At 64.2% G+C, this 16,210-nt stretch carries 15 protein-coding genes; 7 read left to right on the top strand and 8 right to left on the bottom strand.

Translation table 11 applies throughout. The annotated features are described in order from the left end of the window. Positions 1–139 precede the first annotated feature (139 nt). Together NKI49_RS21660 and NKI49_RS21655 are read right to left on the bottom strand one after the other, a co-directional pair. On the bottom strand, positions 140–508 hold the full coding sequence (locus NKI49_RS21660) for an avidin/streptavidin family protein (protein ID WP_352597803.1): 369 nt from the start codon (positions 506–508) through the stop codon (positions 140–142). Positions 509–638: 130 nt separating this feature from the next. Beyond that, positions 639–2,051, bottom strand: coding sequence for an FAD-binding oxidoreductase (locus NKI49_RS21655; protein ID WP_352597801.1), 1,413 nt, complete (start codon positions 2,049–2,051; stop codon positions 639–641). Between the two features lie 105 nt (positions 2,052–2,156). Between NKI49_RS21655 and NKI49_RS21650 the strand changes: the two genes are divergently transcribed. The 5 genes from NKI49_RS21650 to NKI49_RS21630 all read left to right on the top strand — a co-directional run bounded on the left by NKI49_RS21650 (position 2,157) and on the right by NKI49_RS21630 (position 5,033). Further along, on the top strand, positions 2,157–2,642 hold the full coding sequence (locus tag NKI49_RS21650; protein WP_352597800.1) for a thioesterase family protein: 486 nt from the start codon (positions 2,157–2,159) through the stop codon (positions 2,640–2,642). A gap of 145 nt (positions 2,643–2,787) precedes the next feature. Continuing rightward, a complete protein-coding gene (locus tag NKI49_RS21645) occupies positions 2,788–2,985 on the top strand; it encodes a hypothetical protein (RefSeq protein WP_015317249.1) in 198 nt (65 codons plus the stop codon). A gap of 232 nt (positions 2,986–3,217) precedes the next feature. After that, on the top strand, positions 3,218–4,072 hold the full coding sequence (locus NKI49_RS21640; protein ID WP_352597799.1) for an N-acyl homoserine lactonase family protein: 855 nt from the start codon (positions 3,218–3,220) through the stop codon (positions 4,070–4,072). After that, a complete protein-coding gene (locus NKI49_RS21635; RefSeq protein ID WP_352597798.1) occupies positions 4,069–4,560 on the top strand; it encodes a MarR family winged helix-turn-helix transcriptional regulator in 492 nt (163 codons plus the stop codon). The genes NKI49_RS21640 and NKI49_RS21635 overlap by 4 nt, the downstream gene beginning before the upstream one ends. Before the next feature lie 20 nt (positions 4,561–4,580). Next, positions 4,581–5,033 (top strand): SRPBCC family protein, encoded by a 453-nt coding sequence (locus tag NKI49_RS21630; protein ID WP_352597796.1) that lies wholly within the window; start codon positions 4,581–4,583, stop codon positions 5,031–5,033. 52 nt (positions 5,034–5,085) lie between these two features. On the opposite strand, the gene NKI49_RS21625 is transcribed toward NKI49_RS21630, so the two are convergent. Beyond that, entirely contained in the window at positions 5,086–5,565 is a 480-nt protein-coding gene (locus NKI49_RS21625; protein WP_352597794.1) for an Lrp/AsnC family transcriptional regulator, read from the bottom strand. An 89-nt stretch (positions 5,566–5,654) separates the two neighbouring features. On the opposite strand from NKI49_RS21625, the gene NKI49_RS21620 reads away from it, so the two are divergent. Then, positions 5,655–6,551, top strand: coding sequence for an EamA family transporter (locus NKI49_RS21620; protein ID WP_352597792.1), 897 nt, complete (start codon positions 5,655–5,657; stop codon positions 6,549–6,551). 37 nt (positions 6,552–6,588) lie between these two features. Here the strand turns inward: NKI49_RS21620 and NKI49_RS21615 are convergent, their stop codons facing one another. Together NKI49_RS21615 and NKI49_RS21610 are read right to left on the bottom strand one after the other, a co-directional pair. Further along, positions 6,589–7,518: a dienelactone hydrolase family protein gene (locus tag NKI49_RS21615; protein ID WP_352597790.1), complete on the bottom strand. Its 930-nt coding sequence runs from the start codon at positions 7,516–7,518 to the stop codon at positions 6,589–6,591. A 210-nt stretch (positions 7,519–7,728) separates the two neighbouring features. Then, positions 7,729–10,047, bottom strand: coding sequence for a glucose/quinate/shikimate family membrane-bound PQQ-dependent dehydrogenase (locus tag NKI49_RS21610; protein WP_352597788.1), 2,319 nt, complete (start codon positions 10,045–10,047; stop codon positions 7,729–7,731). A 262-nt stretch (positions 10,048–10,309) separates the two neighbouring features. Here NKI49_RS21610 and NKI49_RS21605 point away from each other — a divergent pair, with 262 nt between their 5' ends. Next, complete coding sequence (locus NKI49_RS21605; protein ID WP_352597786.1) at positions 10,310–12,976, top strand: ATP-dependent helicase; 2,667 nt, start codon at positions 10,310–10,312, stop codon at positions 12,974–12,976. Between the two features lie 295 nt (positions 12,977–13,271). Here NKI49_RS21605 and NKI49_RS21600 read toward each other — a convergent pair whose 3' ends face one another. From NKI49_RS21600 to NKI49_RS21590, 3 genes are all read right to left on the bottom strand, one after another. Further along, a complete protein-coding gene (locus NKI49_RS21600; protein ID WP_352597784.1) occupies positions 13,272–14,321 on the bottom strand; it encodes an ABC transporter permease in 1,050 nt (349 codons plus the stop codon). Beyond that, the gene (locus tag NKI49_RS21595) at positions 14,318–15,115 is read right to left on the bottom strand and encodes an ATP-binding cassette domain-containing protein (protein ID WP_027025488.1); all 798 of its coding nucleotides are present in this window, start codon (positions 15,113–15,115) and stop codon (positions 14,318–14,320) included. Before NKI49_RS21595 ends, NKI49_RS21600 begins: the two co-directional genes overlap by 4 nt. Before the next feature lie 76 nt (positions 15,116–15,191). Beyond that, a complete protein-coding gene (locus NKI49_RS21590) occupies positions 15,192–16,202 on the bottom strand; it encodes a substrate-binding domain-containing protein (protein ID WP_352597781.1) in 1,011 nt (336 codons plus the stop codon). Between the last annotated feature and the right edge of the window lie 8 nt (positions 16,203–16,210).

Here is a 16,210-nt window from a genome sequence, read left to right as displayed (position 1 = left end):
CTGGAAGGCGGAGATTCTTGGATCTCGGGGAAGAACTGGGACTGCGTGCCGATCGATGCGCAGAACGTCGGCTCCGACCGCGAATGACGGAGCGGCCGCGTGCGAGGCAAAATCGGACTAGCTTCTTTGGCCATCGGGACTAGCTTCTTTGAAAAGTGTCCGCGTTCGTCGACATCGAGCGCCACCAATTCAGTTTTTCGATTTTCGCAGGCTGGCCCTCGCCGCTAGCCTTTATCGCTGCATCCGAGACGACAAACCACAACGTCTCCATTTTTCCCTCCCGAAGGAGACCGGTGTAAGAAACGATTGCATCGCCAGCCGCCGTTTTCCCACCGCCGGCAAAACTGATGCAGTCGCCGCGGTGGACGCCCAGAATCGGAATTTCCTGGCCATGGAAACCGCTGTCCGTCAGCGCGGTCCGAAACGATCCCGATATCCGATTGTCCGCATCGTCGGTGATTTCGACAATGGACCCGTATTGATTCTTCCAGACGCCTTTCCAGTTCATGGGCGGCCGCTCCGCTTTGACGATTTCCGTTGGTTGCCGCAACGTGAAAGCCGAGACTCGGTTCCGAAGGTGGCGGGCAACTGCCGAGCTCGGCTCGAGCCGCCTGGGAAACTTGCGTCGGAGGACTGGCCTAGTCCCTCGGCAATATCTTGCCCGGGTTCATGATATCAAGCGGATCGAGCGCCTGCTTGATGGTGCGCATGATATCCACGCCATGGCCTAGCTCGTGGCGTAAAAAGCCGATCTTGCCCTGGCCGATGCCATGCTCGCCGGTGCAGGTGCCATCCATCGCGATCGCCCGCATGTTGAGCCGCGCGACGAATTTTTCCGACAGCGCAATCTCCTTGGGATCATTCACGTCCATCAGCACCAGCACGTGGAAATTGCCATCGCCGGCATGGCCGACGATCGGCGCGATCAGGCCCATTTCGGCAATATCGGCTTCGGTTTCGGTGACGCATTCGGCAAAGCGCGAGATCGGCACGCAGACATCGGTCGACAGGCCCTTGGCGCCCGGCCGCAGCGTCAGCGACGACCAGTAGGCGTCGTGCCTCGCCTTCCACAATTTCGTCCGTTCCTCGGCGACGCTGGTCCACAGGAACGGCCCGCCGCCATTCTCCTCGGCGATCATCCCGAAAGTCTCGGCCTGTTCGGCAACGCCGGCATCGCTGCCGTGGAACTCGACGAACAGGCACGGGCTCTCCGGATAATCAAGCTTCGAATAGTTCTTCATCGCCCGCATCTGCAAGGCGTTGACCAGTTCGATGCGCGCCACCGGAATGCCCATCTCGATCGTGGCGATGACCGCGTTGCAGGCCGCCTCGACGCTCGGGAACGGGCAGACGCCGCCGGAGATCGCCTGCGGGATGCCTTGCAGCTTCAACGTCAGCGAGGTGATGATGCCGAGCGTGCCTTCCGAGCCGACCAAAAGCCGCGTCAGATCGTAGCCGGCCGAACTCTTTTTCGCCCGTTTGCCGGTCGTCACGGTCTCGCCGTCGGCCATGACGGCCGTCAGCGACAGCACGTTTTCGCGCATGGTGCCGTAGCGCACCGCATTGGTGCCGGATGCCCGCGTTGCCGCCATGCCGCCGAGCGAAGCGTTGGCGCCCGGATCGATCGGAAAGAACAGGCCGGTGTCGCGCAGGTGCCGGTTCAAATCCTCGCGCGTGACGCCGGGTTCGACCGTGCAGTCGAGATCCTGCGGATTGACCGCCAAGATGCGGTTCATGCGCGAGGTATCGACCGATATGCCGCCGCCCGGGGCGTTGGTGTGGCCTTCCAGCGAGGAGCCGACGCCGAAGGCGATCACCGGCACGCGATGCGCGGCGCAGGCGCGCACGATCTCCTGCACCTCGGCCGTGGTGTCGGGAAAGGCGACGCCGTCCGGCGCCTGCGTCGGGATGTATGTCGTCGTATGCGCGTGCTGCGAGCGGATAGCCTGGCCGGTCTGGAAGCGCTCGCCCAACCGCTGCTTGAGGATGCCAAGCACCGCGGCGATGCCTTCCTCGTTGCGTTCGACCGGATTGAGGTCGCTCAGAGCCATGATTTCCTCCGCGAATGGACCAGCGCCCATGCTTGTCATGCATCTATGGATGATGCCTAGTCTCTGTAGACACGCTCTGTCCAGCGCCAGAACAAGGAAGTTTCGATGTCCATCTCCGCCCCCTTCGTCTCCAAGCCCATGGACATCGAGAAGGACTGGATCGACTACAACGGCCATCTCAACATGGCCTATTACAACGTGCTGTTCGACCGCTGCTCGGACGAAGCCTTCGAGGCGATGGGCATGGGGCTGGATTACGTGAAGGGCCGGCGGCTCACCATCTACACCGCCGAAGTCCATGTCTGCTACGTGCAGGAGCTGCATCTGGACCATAAGGTCAGGGTTTCCTTCCAGCTCATCGACCACGACGAGAAGCGGCTGCGGGCCTACCAGGAAATTCGCCATGTCGATGGCTGGCTCGCCGCCACCTCCGAGACCCTGTCCCTGCATGTCGACATGTCCGGGCCGAAGGTGGCGCCCTTCCCGACCGATGTGCTTGCCAAGGTGGAAGCCATGCGCGCCGCGCATTCGGCATTGCCGATGCCGGAACGCGCCGGCCGCTCGATCGGGATTCGCCGCAAGACCGCTTGAAGCCCTCGACCGGCCGCATTAACCTTACCAAGGTTTTAACGGGAACAAGCCAATTGAGCCGTTGAACGACTCAGCGGAGCGGTCGAGAACGATCCGCACAGGGTTGCGATGCGGGCGGCGCGGCGAGCCGGTTCGAGGAACGTGCATGAAAACCGACATCAAGGTCGAGGTGGACAGGCTGGCGGCCGATCCGCGCATATCAGACTATGATTTCTGGCGCTCGCTCAAGAACGTCGACAACGAGATTTTTCATATCGCCAACAACAACGAGCCGATCCCGTTCGACATGATCCGCTGGCGCAGTATCCTCAAGCGCGCCCGCTTGAAGCGTGGTCACGCCTGATCGGCGTGGCAGTGAAATAGCTCCAGGCTTCCCTCATCAACTTGCCGGCCATCTCCTCGTCGCGCCAATGCGTTCCCGTGACGCTCACGGGCCGGGTGAATCGCACTGATCGGTCCTTGAACCAGCCAAAGATGCCCCGCACGGCGTGAATATCCGCCTATTGACACGAGATCGCGTTTGCCCATATAGATGATATGTCATTAAATGATATGTCATTGAACTGGGGCTGGAAATGAGAATACATGCCATCCAGACGGGATCCGTCCGCATCAAAACCGCGCAGATCGAGGGACGAGGGTACGGCCTCGCCAGCATTTTCGCCGACCGGAACTGGTCGGACTGGTTGCCGTCGTTCGCTTGGGCAATCGAGCATGATGAGGGGGTCATCGTCGTCGATACCGGCCAGGCGGCGCATCTGTTGCGTGGACATGGCCGTTCCCTGCATCCGTTTTTCCGCTGGGAGGTGATGTTTCGAGTTGAACCCGAAGAGGAAATCGGCCCACAGTTGCGAGCGCTGGGCATCGCGCCGCGTGATGTCAAACGCGTGGTGCTGACCCATCTTCACATGGACCACGATGCAGGACTCGTCCACTTTCCGAACACCGAGATTTTGGCGGCGCGCGGCGAGATTGAAAAGGCCAAAGGTGCTATGGGGATGATCCGCGGATACCTTCCGCAACGCTGGCCGAACTGGTTTGATCCGATCTCTCTCGAACTCGACGATGGGCCGTATGGACCCTTCGCGGCGAGCAAGCGATTGACCAAGGCAGGCGATGTCGTTGCTGTTGCCACGCCGGGTCACACGCCCGATCACCTCTCCGTGCTGGTCCACGATGGCGACACCACCATTTTCCTCGCGGGGGATACGTCCTACACTGAGAGACTTATGCTCGCCGGCAAAGTGGACGGCGTCAGCCCCGACGCCAAGGCCTCCGCCGCAACACTGGCGAACATCAAGCGCTTTGGTCTTGAACAGCCGACGGTATATCTGCCGACCCATGACCCGGACGGCGCCGCGCGCCTCGCTGCCCGCACTCCGGTGACGGCCTCGCTGCTCCGCCCGCTCGACCCCAGGGGGACCGCATGAGCCCGGAAGAGGAGCTGCGCTTCCTCATTTTAGGTGCGCAGCGAGAGGGAAACCGGCTTCTCGCCGAAATGCTGTCCCCCCTCGGGGTCACGCCGTCGCAGGGGGAAGTCATCTCGTGTCTCAGTACCGGCGGTGAGATGTCGCTCAGTTCGCTCGGCAAGCTGCTGGTCTGCGAGACGGGCAGTCCGAGCCGGCTGGTCGACACACTCGTCGGCCGCGGCATCGTGGACCGGCGTGAGAATGCGCTGGACCGCAGGCAGGTAACCCTGGCGCTGACCGAAGAGGGCAAGCAATTGGCCAAGGGCATCGTCGAGGTCGAAGACAAGCTCTATGGCTGGGTTTCGCAGCGCCTCGGAGCGGAAGGCATTGTGATCGCAGTCGGACAATTGCGGCACCTTGTCGATGGAACGCCGTCGGGTGACGCCATTGCGCGGCGCAAATTGGAGAGAAAGTCGTTCGACGAACCGCTTCCCGGTCGAAAAGGCTAAAAAGGGCAAAGGGGCAAGGAATGTTCGAAATATCGCTGAAGATCGAAAGGCCCGCGGCTACGGTATTCGCATACCTCCAGGATATCGAAGCCGCACCACGCTGGTACTCGGCGGTGGAATCGGTAACAAGACTGTCCGATGGCCCAGTGGGTTGCGGAAGTCGCTTTGTCTTCACTCGCCAAATTGCCGGACGGCGCATCCAAAACACGGTCGAAGTCACCGAATTCCAGGACGAAAAGCTGTTGACGCTCGCAAGCGTGAGCGGACCAACGCCGTTCAGCTATCGCTACCGGCTCGACCGGGATGGCGCCGCGACGATCCTGCACCTCGAGGGCACCATTAGCGGCGACGGGCTGGGCGGACCGATAGCACTTCTGGCTCCGCTCGCATCGCGTTTTTTCGAGCAGGGCATGCGGGCAAACATCGCCAATCTGAAGCGCATCCTTGAAGCAAGACTCGGCCCAGACGCATAGCGGCGCGATGTTTAGCGGATAATCGGCGAACGATTGCTTCGTCTCTTGAGCATCATGCCATGCGCCTGAGCGCCCGCAGCGGCGAACGCGCCGCCACCGGTGACGACTGGATGATGGCCGTGTTTGTCATCGCATAGGGAATGATGCGGTCGATCACTCGCTCCAGTTCGGCCACGGAGCCGACATGCGCCAGCGCGATGAAACAATCCTCGCCGGTCACCCGGTCGCATTGCGCGATCTCCGGCAGGTCGCGGATGATCTCGGCCACGACGGACAATTGCCCCGGCACCGGCCGGATGCGCAGCCATGCCGATAGTGGCAGGCCAAGTGCGGCAGGGTTGATCCTCACCGAATAAGCCTCGATCACGCCGCTCTCTTGCAGCCGTTTGATGCGCTCGGCGACGCTCGGCGCCGACAGGCCGACCGAGCGTGCCAGTTCCGCGGTGCTGGTGCGTGCGTCTTTTTCCAGCAAGCGCAGGATCTTCATGTCGGCCGGGTCGAGATCGATATTTTCGGTTCGAAGGCGTTTCACGAAAATCTCCTTGCTTTCGGCGAAGGGACGATCAAATCGCTTGAGCATCATCCATATAATTCGCGGATATCGCCTGCGATACTGCTCCGATGGATGACCAGACACAAGCCCCGGTTATCAGCTCAGCCCTCGGCGCGCTCGACAGCATGGCGACAAAACTGCCGCCGCATGTCTGGTTCGGCATCAGTGCCGTCTTCCACTATCTTGGACCGGCCTTTGCCGTGCTGCTTTTCCCGCATGTCGGCGTGCTCGGCATGGCGTGGCTGCGCATCGCCACCGCGGCGCTGATTTTCGCGCCGCTGACCCGCCCATGGCGAACCCTCGCCCATGCCGATCGCCCGACGCGGCTGCTCTTGCTCGCCTTTGGCGCCTGTCTGGCGGTGATGAACTGCTCGTTCTACCTGGCGCTCGACCGCTTGCCGATCTCACTGGTGGCAGCGATCGAATTCGTCGGCACCATCGGTGTCGCGCTTATCGGCTTCAGAAGCCCGCGTAATCTCGCCGCCCTTGCCGTCGCCGTCGTCGGCACCTTGCTGCTCATCGACATCAAATGGTCGAGCGATCCGCTTGGACTGTTCTGGGCCTTCCTCAACGGCGCGCTGTTCGTCGGCTACATCGTGCTCGGCCACAAGGTCGCCCGCGCCGGCGCCGGCATCGCTGGCCTGGGGGCGGCCATGGCGATCGCTTTCATCACCGTGCTACCGATCGGCCTTGCCCAAGCATTGCCGGCTTTCTCGGCACCGCAATTGCTGCTCGCCGCCGTCGGCGTCGGCATCTGCTCGTCGGTCATTCCCTACATCTGCGACCAGCTCGCCATGTCGCGGCTGCCGCGCTCGAGCTTCGCGCTGATGCTGTCGCTGCTGCCGGTCACCGCGACGTTGATCGGCGTCATCGTGCTGCGCCAGATTCCGGACGTCAGAGATTGCCTCGGCATCGCTCTCGTCGTCGCCGGCGTGGCCGCCCACAAGCCGGCGAACACAGGCTGAACCCTATGCCGGTTTCTCCTTCAGGCCGGTTTCTTCTTCAGGCCAGTTTCTCCTTCAGGAAAGCGATGGTCCTGCCCCAGGCGAGGTCGGCCGCTTTCTTGTCGTAGCGTGCCGCCGAGGTGTCGTTGTTGAAGGCATGGTTGGCGCCCTCATAGACATAGACTGTGTATTCGACATGCGCGGCGTCGAGTTCCTTCTTGAAGGCGTCGATGCCGGCATTGATGCGGTCGTCCAGCCCGCCATAGTGCAGCAGCAAGGCCGCCTTGATCTTGGACACGTCGGCTGCCTTCGGCTGCATGCCGTAATAGGCGACCGAGGCGCTGAGATCGGGGGCGTTGACGGCCAGCATGTTTGCCGTGCCGCCGCCCCAGCAGAAGCCGATGGCACCGACCTTGCCGTTGCCGTCCTTGTCGGCCTTGAGGAAGGCGACGGTCGCAACGCCGTTGGCGACGGTCTGCGCGGCATCCAGTTTGGTGAACATGTCGCGTGCCTTGTCCTCGTCATCGGGCGTGCCGCCGAGCGGCGACAGGAAATCCGGCGCCAGCGCCACGAACCCCTCAAGCGCCACGCGCCTGGCGACGTCGCGGATATGCGGGTTGAGCCCCCTGTTTTCGTGGATGACCATGACTGTGCCGAGCTTGCCGGTCTGGTTCGCCGGCTTGACCAAATAGCCCTTCATCTCGCCGCTGCTGCCGGGATAAGTGATGTCTTCGCCTTTCACGCGGGCATCGTTCTCGGCGACGATTGCCGCCTGGGCCGAGTTCGCCGCCAGCATTGGCGCGATCGCGGCCGCCGCCGCGCCCGATCCGGCAAGCCTGGTCAGTTGCTCCATGAAGCGGCGGCGATCGAGCGTCAAATGCGTATATTCGTCATAGGCATCGATCATCGCCTGGGTGATGACGGGCTTCGCCTGTGTGGTGTCTGCCTGTGTGGTGTTTGGTTCTGTCGTGGCGGCGGGTTTCGTCATGGCGCACTCCTCGGCTTCGATTTTTGCCCCCTGAGCTACATAGGGACCAGACCGGGATGATCCAGCCGGGCATTGCCGGCACCTTCGTCCGCGGTCGCCGCCCTGGCGCTGCGTTCGGTGGATCGACGGTCAGGGTCCGTGGCGACCGGAACCACCGTATGCAGATGCCCCTATTGACCAAGATTGGCGCCGGCCCACCAAAGGACAGCCCTACTTCGGCAGCGCATACGCCATCACGTAGTCCCCGGGCTTGGTGCCGACCGAGCCGTGGCCGCCGGCGACGATGACCACGAACTGGCGTCCGTCGGCCACCGTATAGGTCATCGGCGTCGATTGGCCGCCGGCCGGCAGCCGGGCCTGCCAGAGCTGTCTGCCTGACGTCAGGTCATAGGCGCGCAGATAGTCGTCGACCGCCGCACCCAAGAAGGCGACGCCGCCGGCGGTGATCACCGGCCCGCCAATGCCGGGGACGCCGACCTTGAGCGGCAGGGGCAGCGGCGTCATGTCGTAGACGGTGCCGTTGCGGTGCTTGTAGGCGATGGCGCCGGTCCGCAGATCCACGCCGGCGACATAGCCCCAGGGCGGCGCCTGGCAAGGAATGCCGAGCGGCGACAGGAACGGCCCCATGACTACCGCATAGGGAGCGCCGTCATTGCGGTTCAGCCCCTGCTCGCTGCCCTTGGTGTCGTCGCCGGGCGCAGGCACATCCGCGCGCGGCACCAGCCTCGACGTGAAGGCCAGATAGGTCGGCATGCCGAACAGCACCTGCCGCACCGGATCGACCGCGACCCCGCCCCAGTTGAAGACGCCGAAATTGCCGGGATAGACCAGCGATCCCTGCAAGGACGGCGGTGTGTAGCGGCCTTCATAGCGCAATTTGTGGAATGCGATCCGGCAGGCCAGCTGGTCGAACATGGTGATGCCCCACATGTCGGCATCCCTGAGCGGCGGCGGATTGAAGGACAGGTCCGACGCCGGCTGCGTCGGCGATGTGTGGTCGCCTTCGATGGCGCCGCCGGGCGCCGGCACTTCCTTGACCGCGATCACCGGCTCGCCGGTGCGCCGGTCGAGCACATAGAGATCGCCCTGCTTGGTCGGCCCGACCAGCGCCGGCACGACGGAGCCGTCGGCCTTGGTGATGTCGATCAGGCTCGGCTGCGCCGGGATGTCCATGTCCCAGAGGTCGTGGTGCACCGTCTGCCGCACCCAGCGCAACTGCCCGGTATTGAGGTCGAGCGCGGTGATCGAGGAGGAGAATTTCTCGACATTGTCGCTGCGCCCGGCGCCGAGCTGGTCCGGCGTCTGGTTGCCGAGCGGCACATAGAGCAGGCCGAGCTTCTCGTCGGCGCTCGGCGTCGACCACATGTTGGGCGAGTTGGCGGTATAGGTCTGGCCGGGCGCCAGCGGCGCCGTCTGGTCCGGATTGCCGGAATCCCAGTTCCACAGCAGCTTGCCGGTGGCGGCGTCGTAGGCGCGGATGACGCCGGACGGCTCCTGCGTCGAATAATTGTCGTTGACCGCCCCGCCGACGATGATCTTGCCGCCCGATATCAGCGGCGCCGAGGTCGAGTAGTAATAGCCCGACTTCGGATAGGGCATGTTGGCCAGAAGGTTCAGCGTGCCGCCCTCGGCGAAGGCGGGACAGACCTGCCCGTTGGCGGCGTCGAGCGCGATCAGCCGCGCATCGGACGTCGGCAGGTAGACGCGTGTCGCGCAGGGTTGCCCGGCGGCGCCGGCGGCATCGGCATAGTAGGATACGCCGCGGCAGGTCTGGTGCTGGCGGTCCTTGTCGAGCTTGACCTTGGGATCGTAGCGCCATTTCTCCTTGCCGGTCGCCGCGTCGACCGCGATGGCAAAATTGTGCGGCGTGCAGATGTAAAGCGTGTCGCCGATCTTGAGCGGCGTCACCTGGTAGGTGGTCTCGCCGACATCGTCCGGCCCTTTCACGTCGCCGGTCTGGTACGTCCATGCCGGCTTGAGGTTGGCGACATTGTCCGGCGTGATCTGGTCGAGCGGCGAATAGCGCTGGCCGAACTGCGTGCGGCCGTAATAGTGCCACTCCCCGGCCGGCACGTCATTGCCGAGATTGGCGTTGGGGACCACCTTGTCGGTGTCGAGTTCGCCGGCGATGTCCTTGGGATCCGTCGTCATCGAATAACCGGCGACCGCCAGCGAGGCGAGCACGGCCAGGATGAGCGGCGCGCGGCCGTCAGGCCCGGCAAGACCCCGCCTCGCCCATGGGGTCAACAGCCACAACGCCACAAGCACGATGATGCCGCCGCGCGGGCCCAACTCCCACCAGTCGAAGCCGGTTTCCCACACCGCCCAGGCAAGCGTGCCGATCACGATCGCCGCGTAGAGCCACAAACCGGTGGACCGGCGCCGGTAGAGCAGCCAGGCGGCGAGCAGGAAGGCGATGCCGACGACGATGTAGTACCAGCTGCCGCCCAGCGACGCCAACCAGATGCCGCCGGCGCCAAGCGCCAAACCGATGAGCAGAAGAATGAGGGAGGTGATGGTGACAGCCAAGATGATACTCCTTCGACTGTTGCGCCTGCGGCGCGGCCATGGGCAACCCGGCATTGCGCTTCTGCCCCGGACGCAACTTTCCCTCGCCTGCCCTGCCTGTCAAGCGTGGGTCATAAGCGGTTGAGCCGGCCTTTGTTCCCTTGGTAATGGCGGCCAGGCCGGTTGCCGCACAAGGTCTTGTGGCCGCATCAGGCACTTTACCCGGAACAAAACGTAGACACTTCTGGTCTTTCGCCCCCGAATCACTACATTCGGAGGGAAGATGTCCGGCTTTTCCGAAGACATGCCCTTTTTCGATGAACCCAATGCGCGGCCCACGGCCCCGTCGGGCATTGCCGCGCGCGCCATGGCTGCCCGCAGCGGCCAGAACAACGCGCCCGACTATCTCAAGGGGTTGAACCCCGAGCAGCGGCTGGCGGTGGAAACCACTGAAGGCCCGGTTCTGGTGCTTGCCGGCGCCGGCACCGGCAAGACCCGCGTCTTGACCACCCGCATCGCCCATATCCTCGCCACGGGAAAGGCCTTCCCGTCGCAGATCCTCGCCGTGACCTTCACCAACAAGGCCGCGCGCGAGATGAAGCAGCGCATCGGCATCCTGATCGGCGAAGGCAATGTCGAGGGCATGCCGTGGCTCGGCACCTTCCACTCCATCGGCGTCAAGCTCTTGCGCCGCCACGCGGAACTCGCCGGCTTGCGCTCCGACTTCACCATCCTCGACACCGACGACGTCGTGCGGCTGATCAAGCAGTTGATCCAGGCCGAGGGGCTCGACGACAAGCGCTGGCCGGCCAAGCAGTTCGCCCAGATGATCGACGGCTGGAAGAACAAGGGGCAAGGTCCAGCCGACATCGCCGAGGGCGACGCGCGCAGCTTCGCCAACGGCAAGGGCCGCGAGCTCTACAAAGCCTACCAGGAGCGGCTGAAGACGCTGAACGCCTGCGACTTCGGCGATCTTCTCTGCCATCCCATCCGCATCCTGCGCGCCAATCCGGATGTGCTGAAGGAATACCACAAGCGCTTCAAATACATCCTCGTCGACGAGTACCAGGACACCAACACCGCCCAATACATGTGGCTGCGGCTTTTGGCGCAGCGGCCCGATGTCGGACGCGCATCAACGTCGACGGATTTGCGATCGGCCGAAGGCCGCAAGCCCGACCGGGCGTCCGAGCCGTTGCGAGGCCCGCGCGGAGGGCCCGCGCCGGCAGGCGCGGAACAGCCCGTGAGCGAAAACAAAGTCAACATCTGCTGCGTCGGCGACGACGACCAATCCATCTATGGCTGGCGCGGCGCCGAGGTCGACAACATCCTGCGCTTCGACAAGGATTTTCCCGGCGCCACCATCATCAGGCTGGAGCGCAACTACCGCTCCACCGCGCACATTCTCGGCGCCGCCTCGCACCTCATCGCTCACAATGAAGGCCGCTTCGGCAAGACGCTGTTCACCGACCGCAACGAACCGGAGGACGCCAAGGTCAACGTCCACGCCGCCTGGGATTCCGAGGAGGAAGCCCGCGCCATCGGCGAGACCATCGAGGCCTATCAGCGCCAGAAGCACAATCTCAACGACATGGCGATCCTGGTGCGCGCCTCTTTCCAGATGCGCGCCTTCGAGGACCGCTTCATCACGCTCGGCCTGAATTACCGCGTCATCGGCGGCCCGCGCTTCTACGAGCGCATGGAAATCCGCGACGCACTGGCCTTCTTCCGCGTCGTTGCCAATGGCGGCGACGACCTCGCTTTCGAGCGCATCGTCAACGTGCCCAAGCGCGGGCTGGGCGAAGCCACCATCCGCCAGATCCACGACACGGCGCGCGCGCTCCGCATCCCGATGCTGGAGGCGGCGGCGACGCTCGCCGAGAGCGACGAGTTGAAGCCGAAGCCGCGCGCCGCCTTGCGCGAGGTCGCGGCCAATTTCGAGCGCTGGCAGAAGGCACTGGAAACCAAGCCGCACACCGAACTCGCCGAGACCATTCTCGAAGAGAGCGGCTACACCGACATGTGGAAGAACGACCGCTCGGTCGAGGCCCCCGGCCGGCTGGAGAACCTGAAGGAACTGATCCGCTCGATGGAGGAGTACGAATCGCTGCGCTCCTTCCTCGAACATGTCGCGCTCGTCATGGATGCCGAGCAGAATGCCGAGCTCGACGCGGTCAGCATCATGACGCTGCATTCGGCCAAGGGCCTCGAATTCGAGACCGTGTTTCTGCCCGGCTGGGAGGAAGGCCTGTTCCCGCACCAGCGCGCGCTCGACGAAGGCGGCCGCTCCGGGTTGGAGGAAGAGCGGCGGCTCGCCTATGTCGGCCTGACGCGCGCCAAGAAGAACCTGCATCTCTGGTTCGTCTCCAATCGCCTCATCCACGGCCTGTGGCAATCGACCATCCCGTCGCGCTTCCTCGAGGAACTGCCGGAAGCCCATGTCGAAATCGCCGAAGCGGGCAATTCCTATGGCGGCTACGGCAATCCCTATGGCGGCGGCTCATTCGCCTCCGGCCGTGGCGGCCAGGGGGCGGGAAGACAGAACCCCTATGGCGCCTCGCGCTTCGACAATGTCGGCGCGGAAAAATCTGGCGCTTTCTCCAACACCTATTCGACGCCGGGCTGGCAGCGCGCCCAAGCCAATCGCACCGAGGCGACCGACCGCAACTGGGGCACCCGCTCGGGCCACCAGGTCGAGCGCATCGGCTATGGCGAGACCGATTCCGGCTACGGCGCCGGCCGCACCTCGGTCAAGGGCCGCACCATCGATGGCGAACTGGTCGCCAAGTCCGTCGCCGACAAGCCGTCCCCGTTCAGCGTCGGCGACCGCGTCTTCCACCAGAAATTCGGCAACGGCAACATCTCCGCCATCGAAGGCAACAAGCTGACCATCGACTTCGACAAGGCCGGCCAGAAACGCGTGCTGGACGGGTTTGTCGCTGCGGTGTGAGTGTGCGCCCTGTTGTCCTACAAGCGACCATTCTCCGGCGGAAGCCCCTACCGTCGTCATCCACGGGCGGAGCAGGAGCGAAGCGACGTCGCGGAGACCCGAGGATCCATTCCGTGATCTTGGCCGAAGGGTGCAGCGGAGCAGAATTCTGCACCGTGGTGACGCGTTTAAGTCGCGGCACAGGATCCTCGGGTCTGCGCCGCGTCGCTACGCTCCTTGCTCCGCCCGTGGATGACGAAGCGATAGGTGTCTGCGCCGATCGTCAAGGCATGCGGTCCGCCAACGAAACAGCCCCTCAACGATACCGCGCCTGGTTCCACTTATGGCCGAGCAGCGACAGGATGATGATCAGGCCGTTGAAGAACTGGACGTAGAAGCCGCTCAGGCCGGCGGCCACGACGCCGGTCTGGATGAACGACACGGTGACGGCGCCGATGGCACCGCCGGCGACGGTGCCGATGCCGCCCCAGGTCGGCGTGCCGCCGACGAACACCGATGCCAGCACCGGCAGGAGATAACCGTCGCCGGCCGTCGGCCACCAGGTGAAGTTGATCATCACCGAGAAGGTGCCGGCGATCGCCGCCCCGATGCCGACGAAGACGAACACTTTCACCCGCACGCGCTTGACGTCGATGCCCATCTGCTGGGCGCTGTCGGGATTGTCGCCGACCACCTTTACCTGCGCGCCGAAGCGGTGGCGGTTGTAGAGCATCGCCGACAGCACCACGAAGGCGATGGCCCAGAATATCTGCACCGGAATGCCGTAGACCTGGCTGGAGAAGATCTTGTAGGCCCAGCTGTCGGCAAGGCCGGTCGGCGCCATCGACCTGCCCTCGTTGATGATCTGGATCAGGCCGCGCAACAGGAAATTCATGCCGAGCGTGGCGATCAGCGACGACAGCCCGCCATAGACGACCAGCGACCCGACCAGGAAGCCGAGCAGCGTGCCGGTGACGAGCGCGGCGATAATGCCGAGGAACGGATCGTAGCCGGCCTGCACCACCAGCGCGAACACCCATGAGGCAAAGCCCATCGTCGCCGGGAAAGACAGGTCGATCTCGCCGCAGGTGACGACGAAGACCAGCGGCACCACCACGAACAGCGCCACCGGCAGCGTCGTCAGCACGGAGCTGTAGAGATACCAGGTGGTGAAGACCGTCGGGTTGGCGATCATGAACACCGCCATCATGATGATGAACACGCCGAGCGTGCCGAGCGAGGCGCGGTTGTCGAGGACGAAGCCGCGCAGCCAGTGGTCGGACGGGTGCTTCCATTCCCTCTGGGGACCGGGGCGGGGAATGCCGGCGGCCGGCTCGTGCAGATCGGGTTCCATGGTCTTGCTCATCGCACTGCCCTCTCCGCATCGCCGGCTTCGTGCAGCCCGGGCAGTCCGCCCGGATGCGCCACGTCTTCCATGAAGTTGATGAGCTCCTCGGCCGACTTGACCTGGCTGCGATCGGTGGTCAATGCCACCTTGCCCCTGTCCAGCACAACGAAGCGGTCGGCGATGTCGAAGACGTGGTGGATGTTGTGGCCGATGAACAGGATCGAGCGGCCGCTCGCCCGCACCTGGCGCACGAAGTGGAAGACCTTGGCGGTTTCGGTCAGCGACAGCGCCGTCGTCGGCTCGTCGAGGATGATCAGCTCCGCCTGCTTGTAGATGGCGCGGGCGATCGCCACGCCCTGGCGCTCGCCGCCCGACAGCTGGCCGACGATCGAGTGCGGCGTGAACACTTTCGAGGTGAAGCCGATCTCGCGCATCAGCCGGCTCGCCTCCTCGATCTCCTTTTCGACCTTCAGCCAGCCGAGAAAACCGGTGAGCTCGCGGCCCATGAAGATGTTGCGCACGATCGTCTGCTGCACGGCCAGCGCCCGGTCCTGGAACACGGTTTCGATGCCGGCGTCGCGCGAACGCGCCGGGCTCCATCCGGTCACCGGCTTGCCGCGCACGAGAATCTCGCCGCTGGTCGGCCTGACCACGCCCGACAGGATCTTGATCAGCGTCGATTTGCCGGCGCCATTGTCGCCGATCAGGCCGACCACCTCGCCGCGGTCGACGCTGAGGTCGACTCCGCCCAGCGCATAGACCTGGCCATAGGACTTCTTGATGTCGCGCAGTTCGATGATGCGTTCGGCCATGACTGTCCTCGCTTCGTTTCCGGGTGCCGGCGGTCCCGCCGGCCGGGCCTGAGCCCCGGCCGGCGGCTTGGGAGGTTCAGCGCAGCGCCTGCTTGGCCAGCTCGGCGACGATCTCGTAATTCTGCGGCGTGACGAAACCGGCGCCGGTGTCGACATTCATCGGCGCCAGCCCCAGCACCACCTGCTGGCAAAGGCTGAGGATCGGCAGGTAGCCCTGCAGGAACGGCTGTTGGTCGGCCGTCAGCTGCACCCAGCCGCCCTTGAAGCCTTCGACGATCTGCGGGCTGGTGTCGAAGCCGAAGTTGAAGATATCGCCCGCCTTGCGTCCCGCCGCCTGCATGTAGGTGGGAACATTGCCGAGCATCTGCCCGCCGGGATAACCGACCGCCTTGACGTCGGGATTGTTGAGCAGTGCGGCGGTGATCACCGGGATCGCGAGGTTCGGATCGGACGCCCATTCGCCACTCGGCGGCGACGACAGCTGGATGACCTCGACGCCCGCTTCCTTCAGCGCCGCGACCGTGCCGCGCTCGCGCGCGCCGCGGCTCTCATTCTCGAACGGGCCAATCATGATCGCCTTGTCGCCGGCCTTCAGCTTGGCCAGCTTGAACGCCTCGGCGCCGAGCGCGCGGCCCTGCTGCTCCTGCTGGGCGCCGACATAGCCGCCGCCGAACGCTGCCGTCACTTTCGGCACCGGCACGTTCTGGTACATCATCTTGATGCCTTCCTTATGCGCCTGTTCGGCGAGCGGCATGATCGACGCATCTCCCGGATGGCCCATCATGGCGATGCCGCCGGGCTTGACGGCGACGGCTTCACGCAGCTGCTGCACCATCTTTTCGATGTCCCAGCCCGAGAAGATGTAGTCGACCTTGGGTCCGAGATCGGCCGCCGCCTGCTTGGCGCCATTGTAGACGATGGTGCCGAAAGCGTCGCCCTCGGCGCCGCCGACGAAGAAGCGGATATGGACGTTCTTGCACCATTGGGCGTCGAGTGCCTGCGCCGGCAAGGTGGAGACGGCGGCGGCAAGCGCCGTGGCGGCTGCCACGACGGTCGAGCGCAGAAATGTTCTCTTCGCAATGCTCATGCACTTAT

Origin of the sequence: Mesorhizobium sp. M0587, assembly GCF_040320945.1 — a bacterium.
Lineage (GTDB): Bacteria > Pseudomonadota > Alphaproteobacteria > Rhizobiales > Rhizobiaceae > Mesorhizobium.
This window is presented reverse-complemented; position numbering and strand designations above follow the sequence as displayed.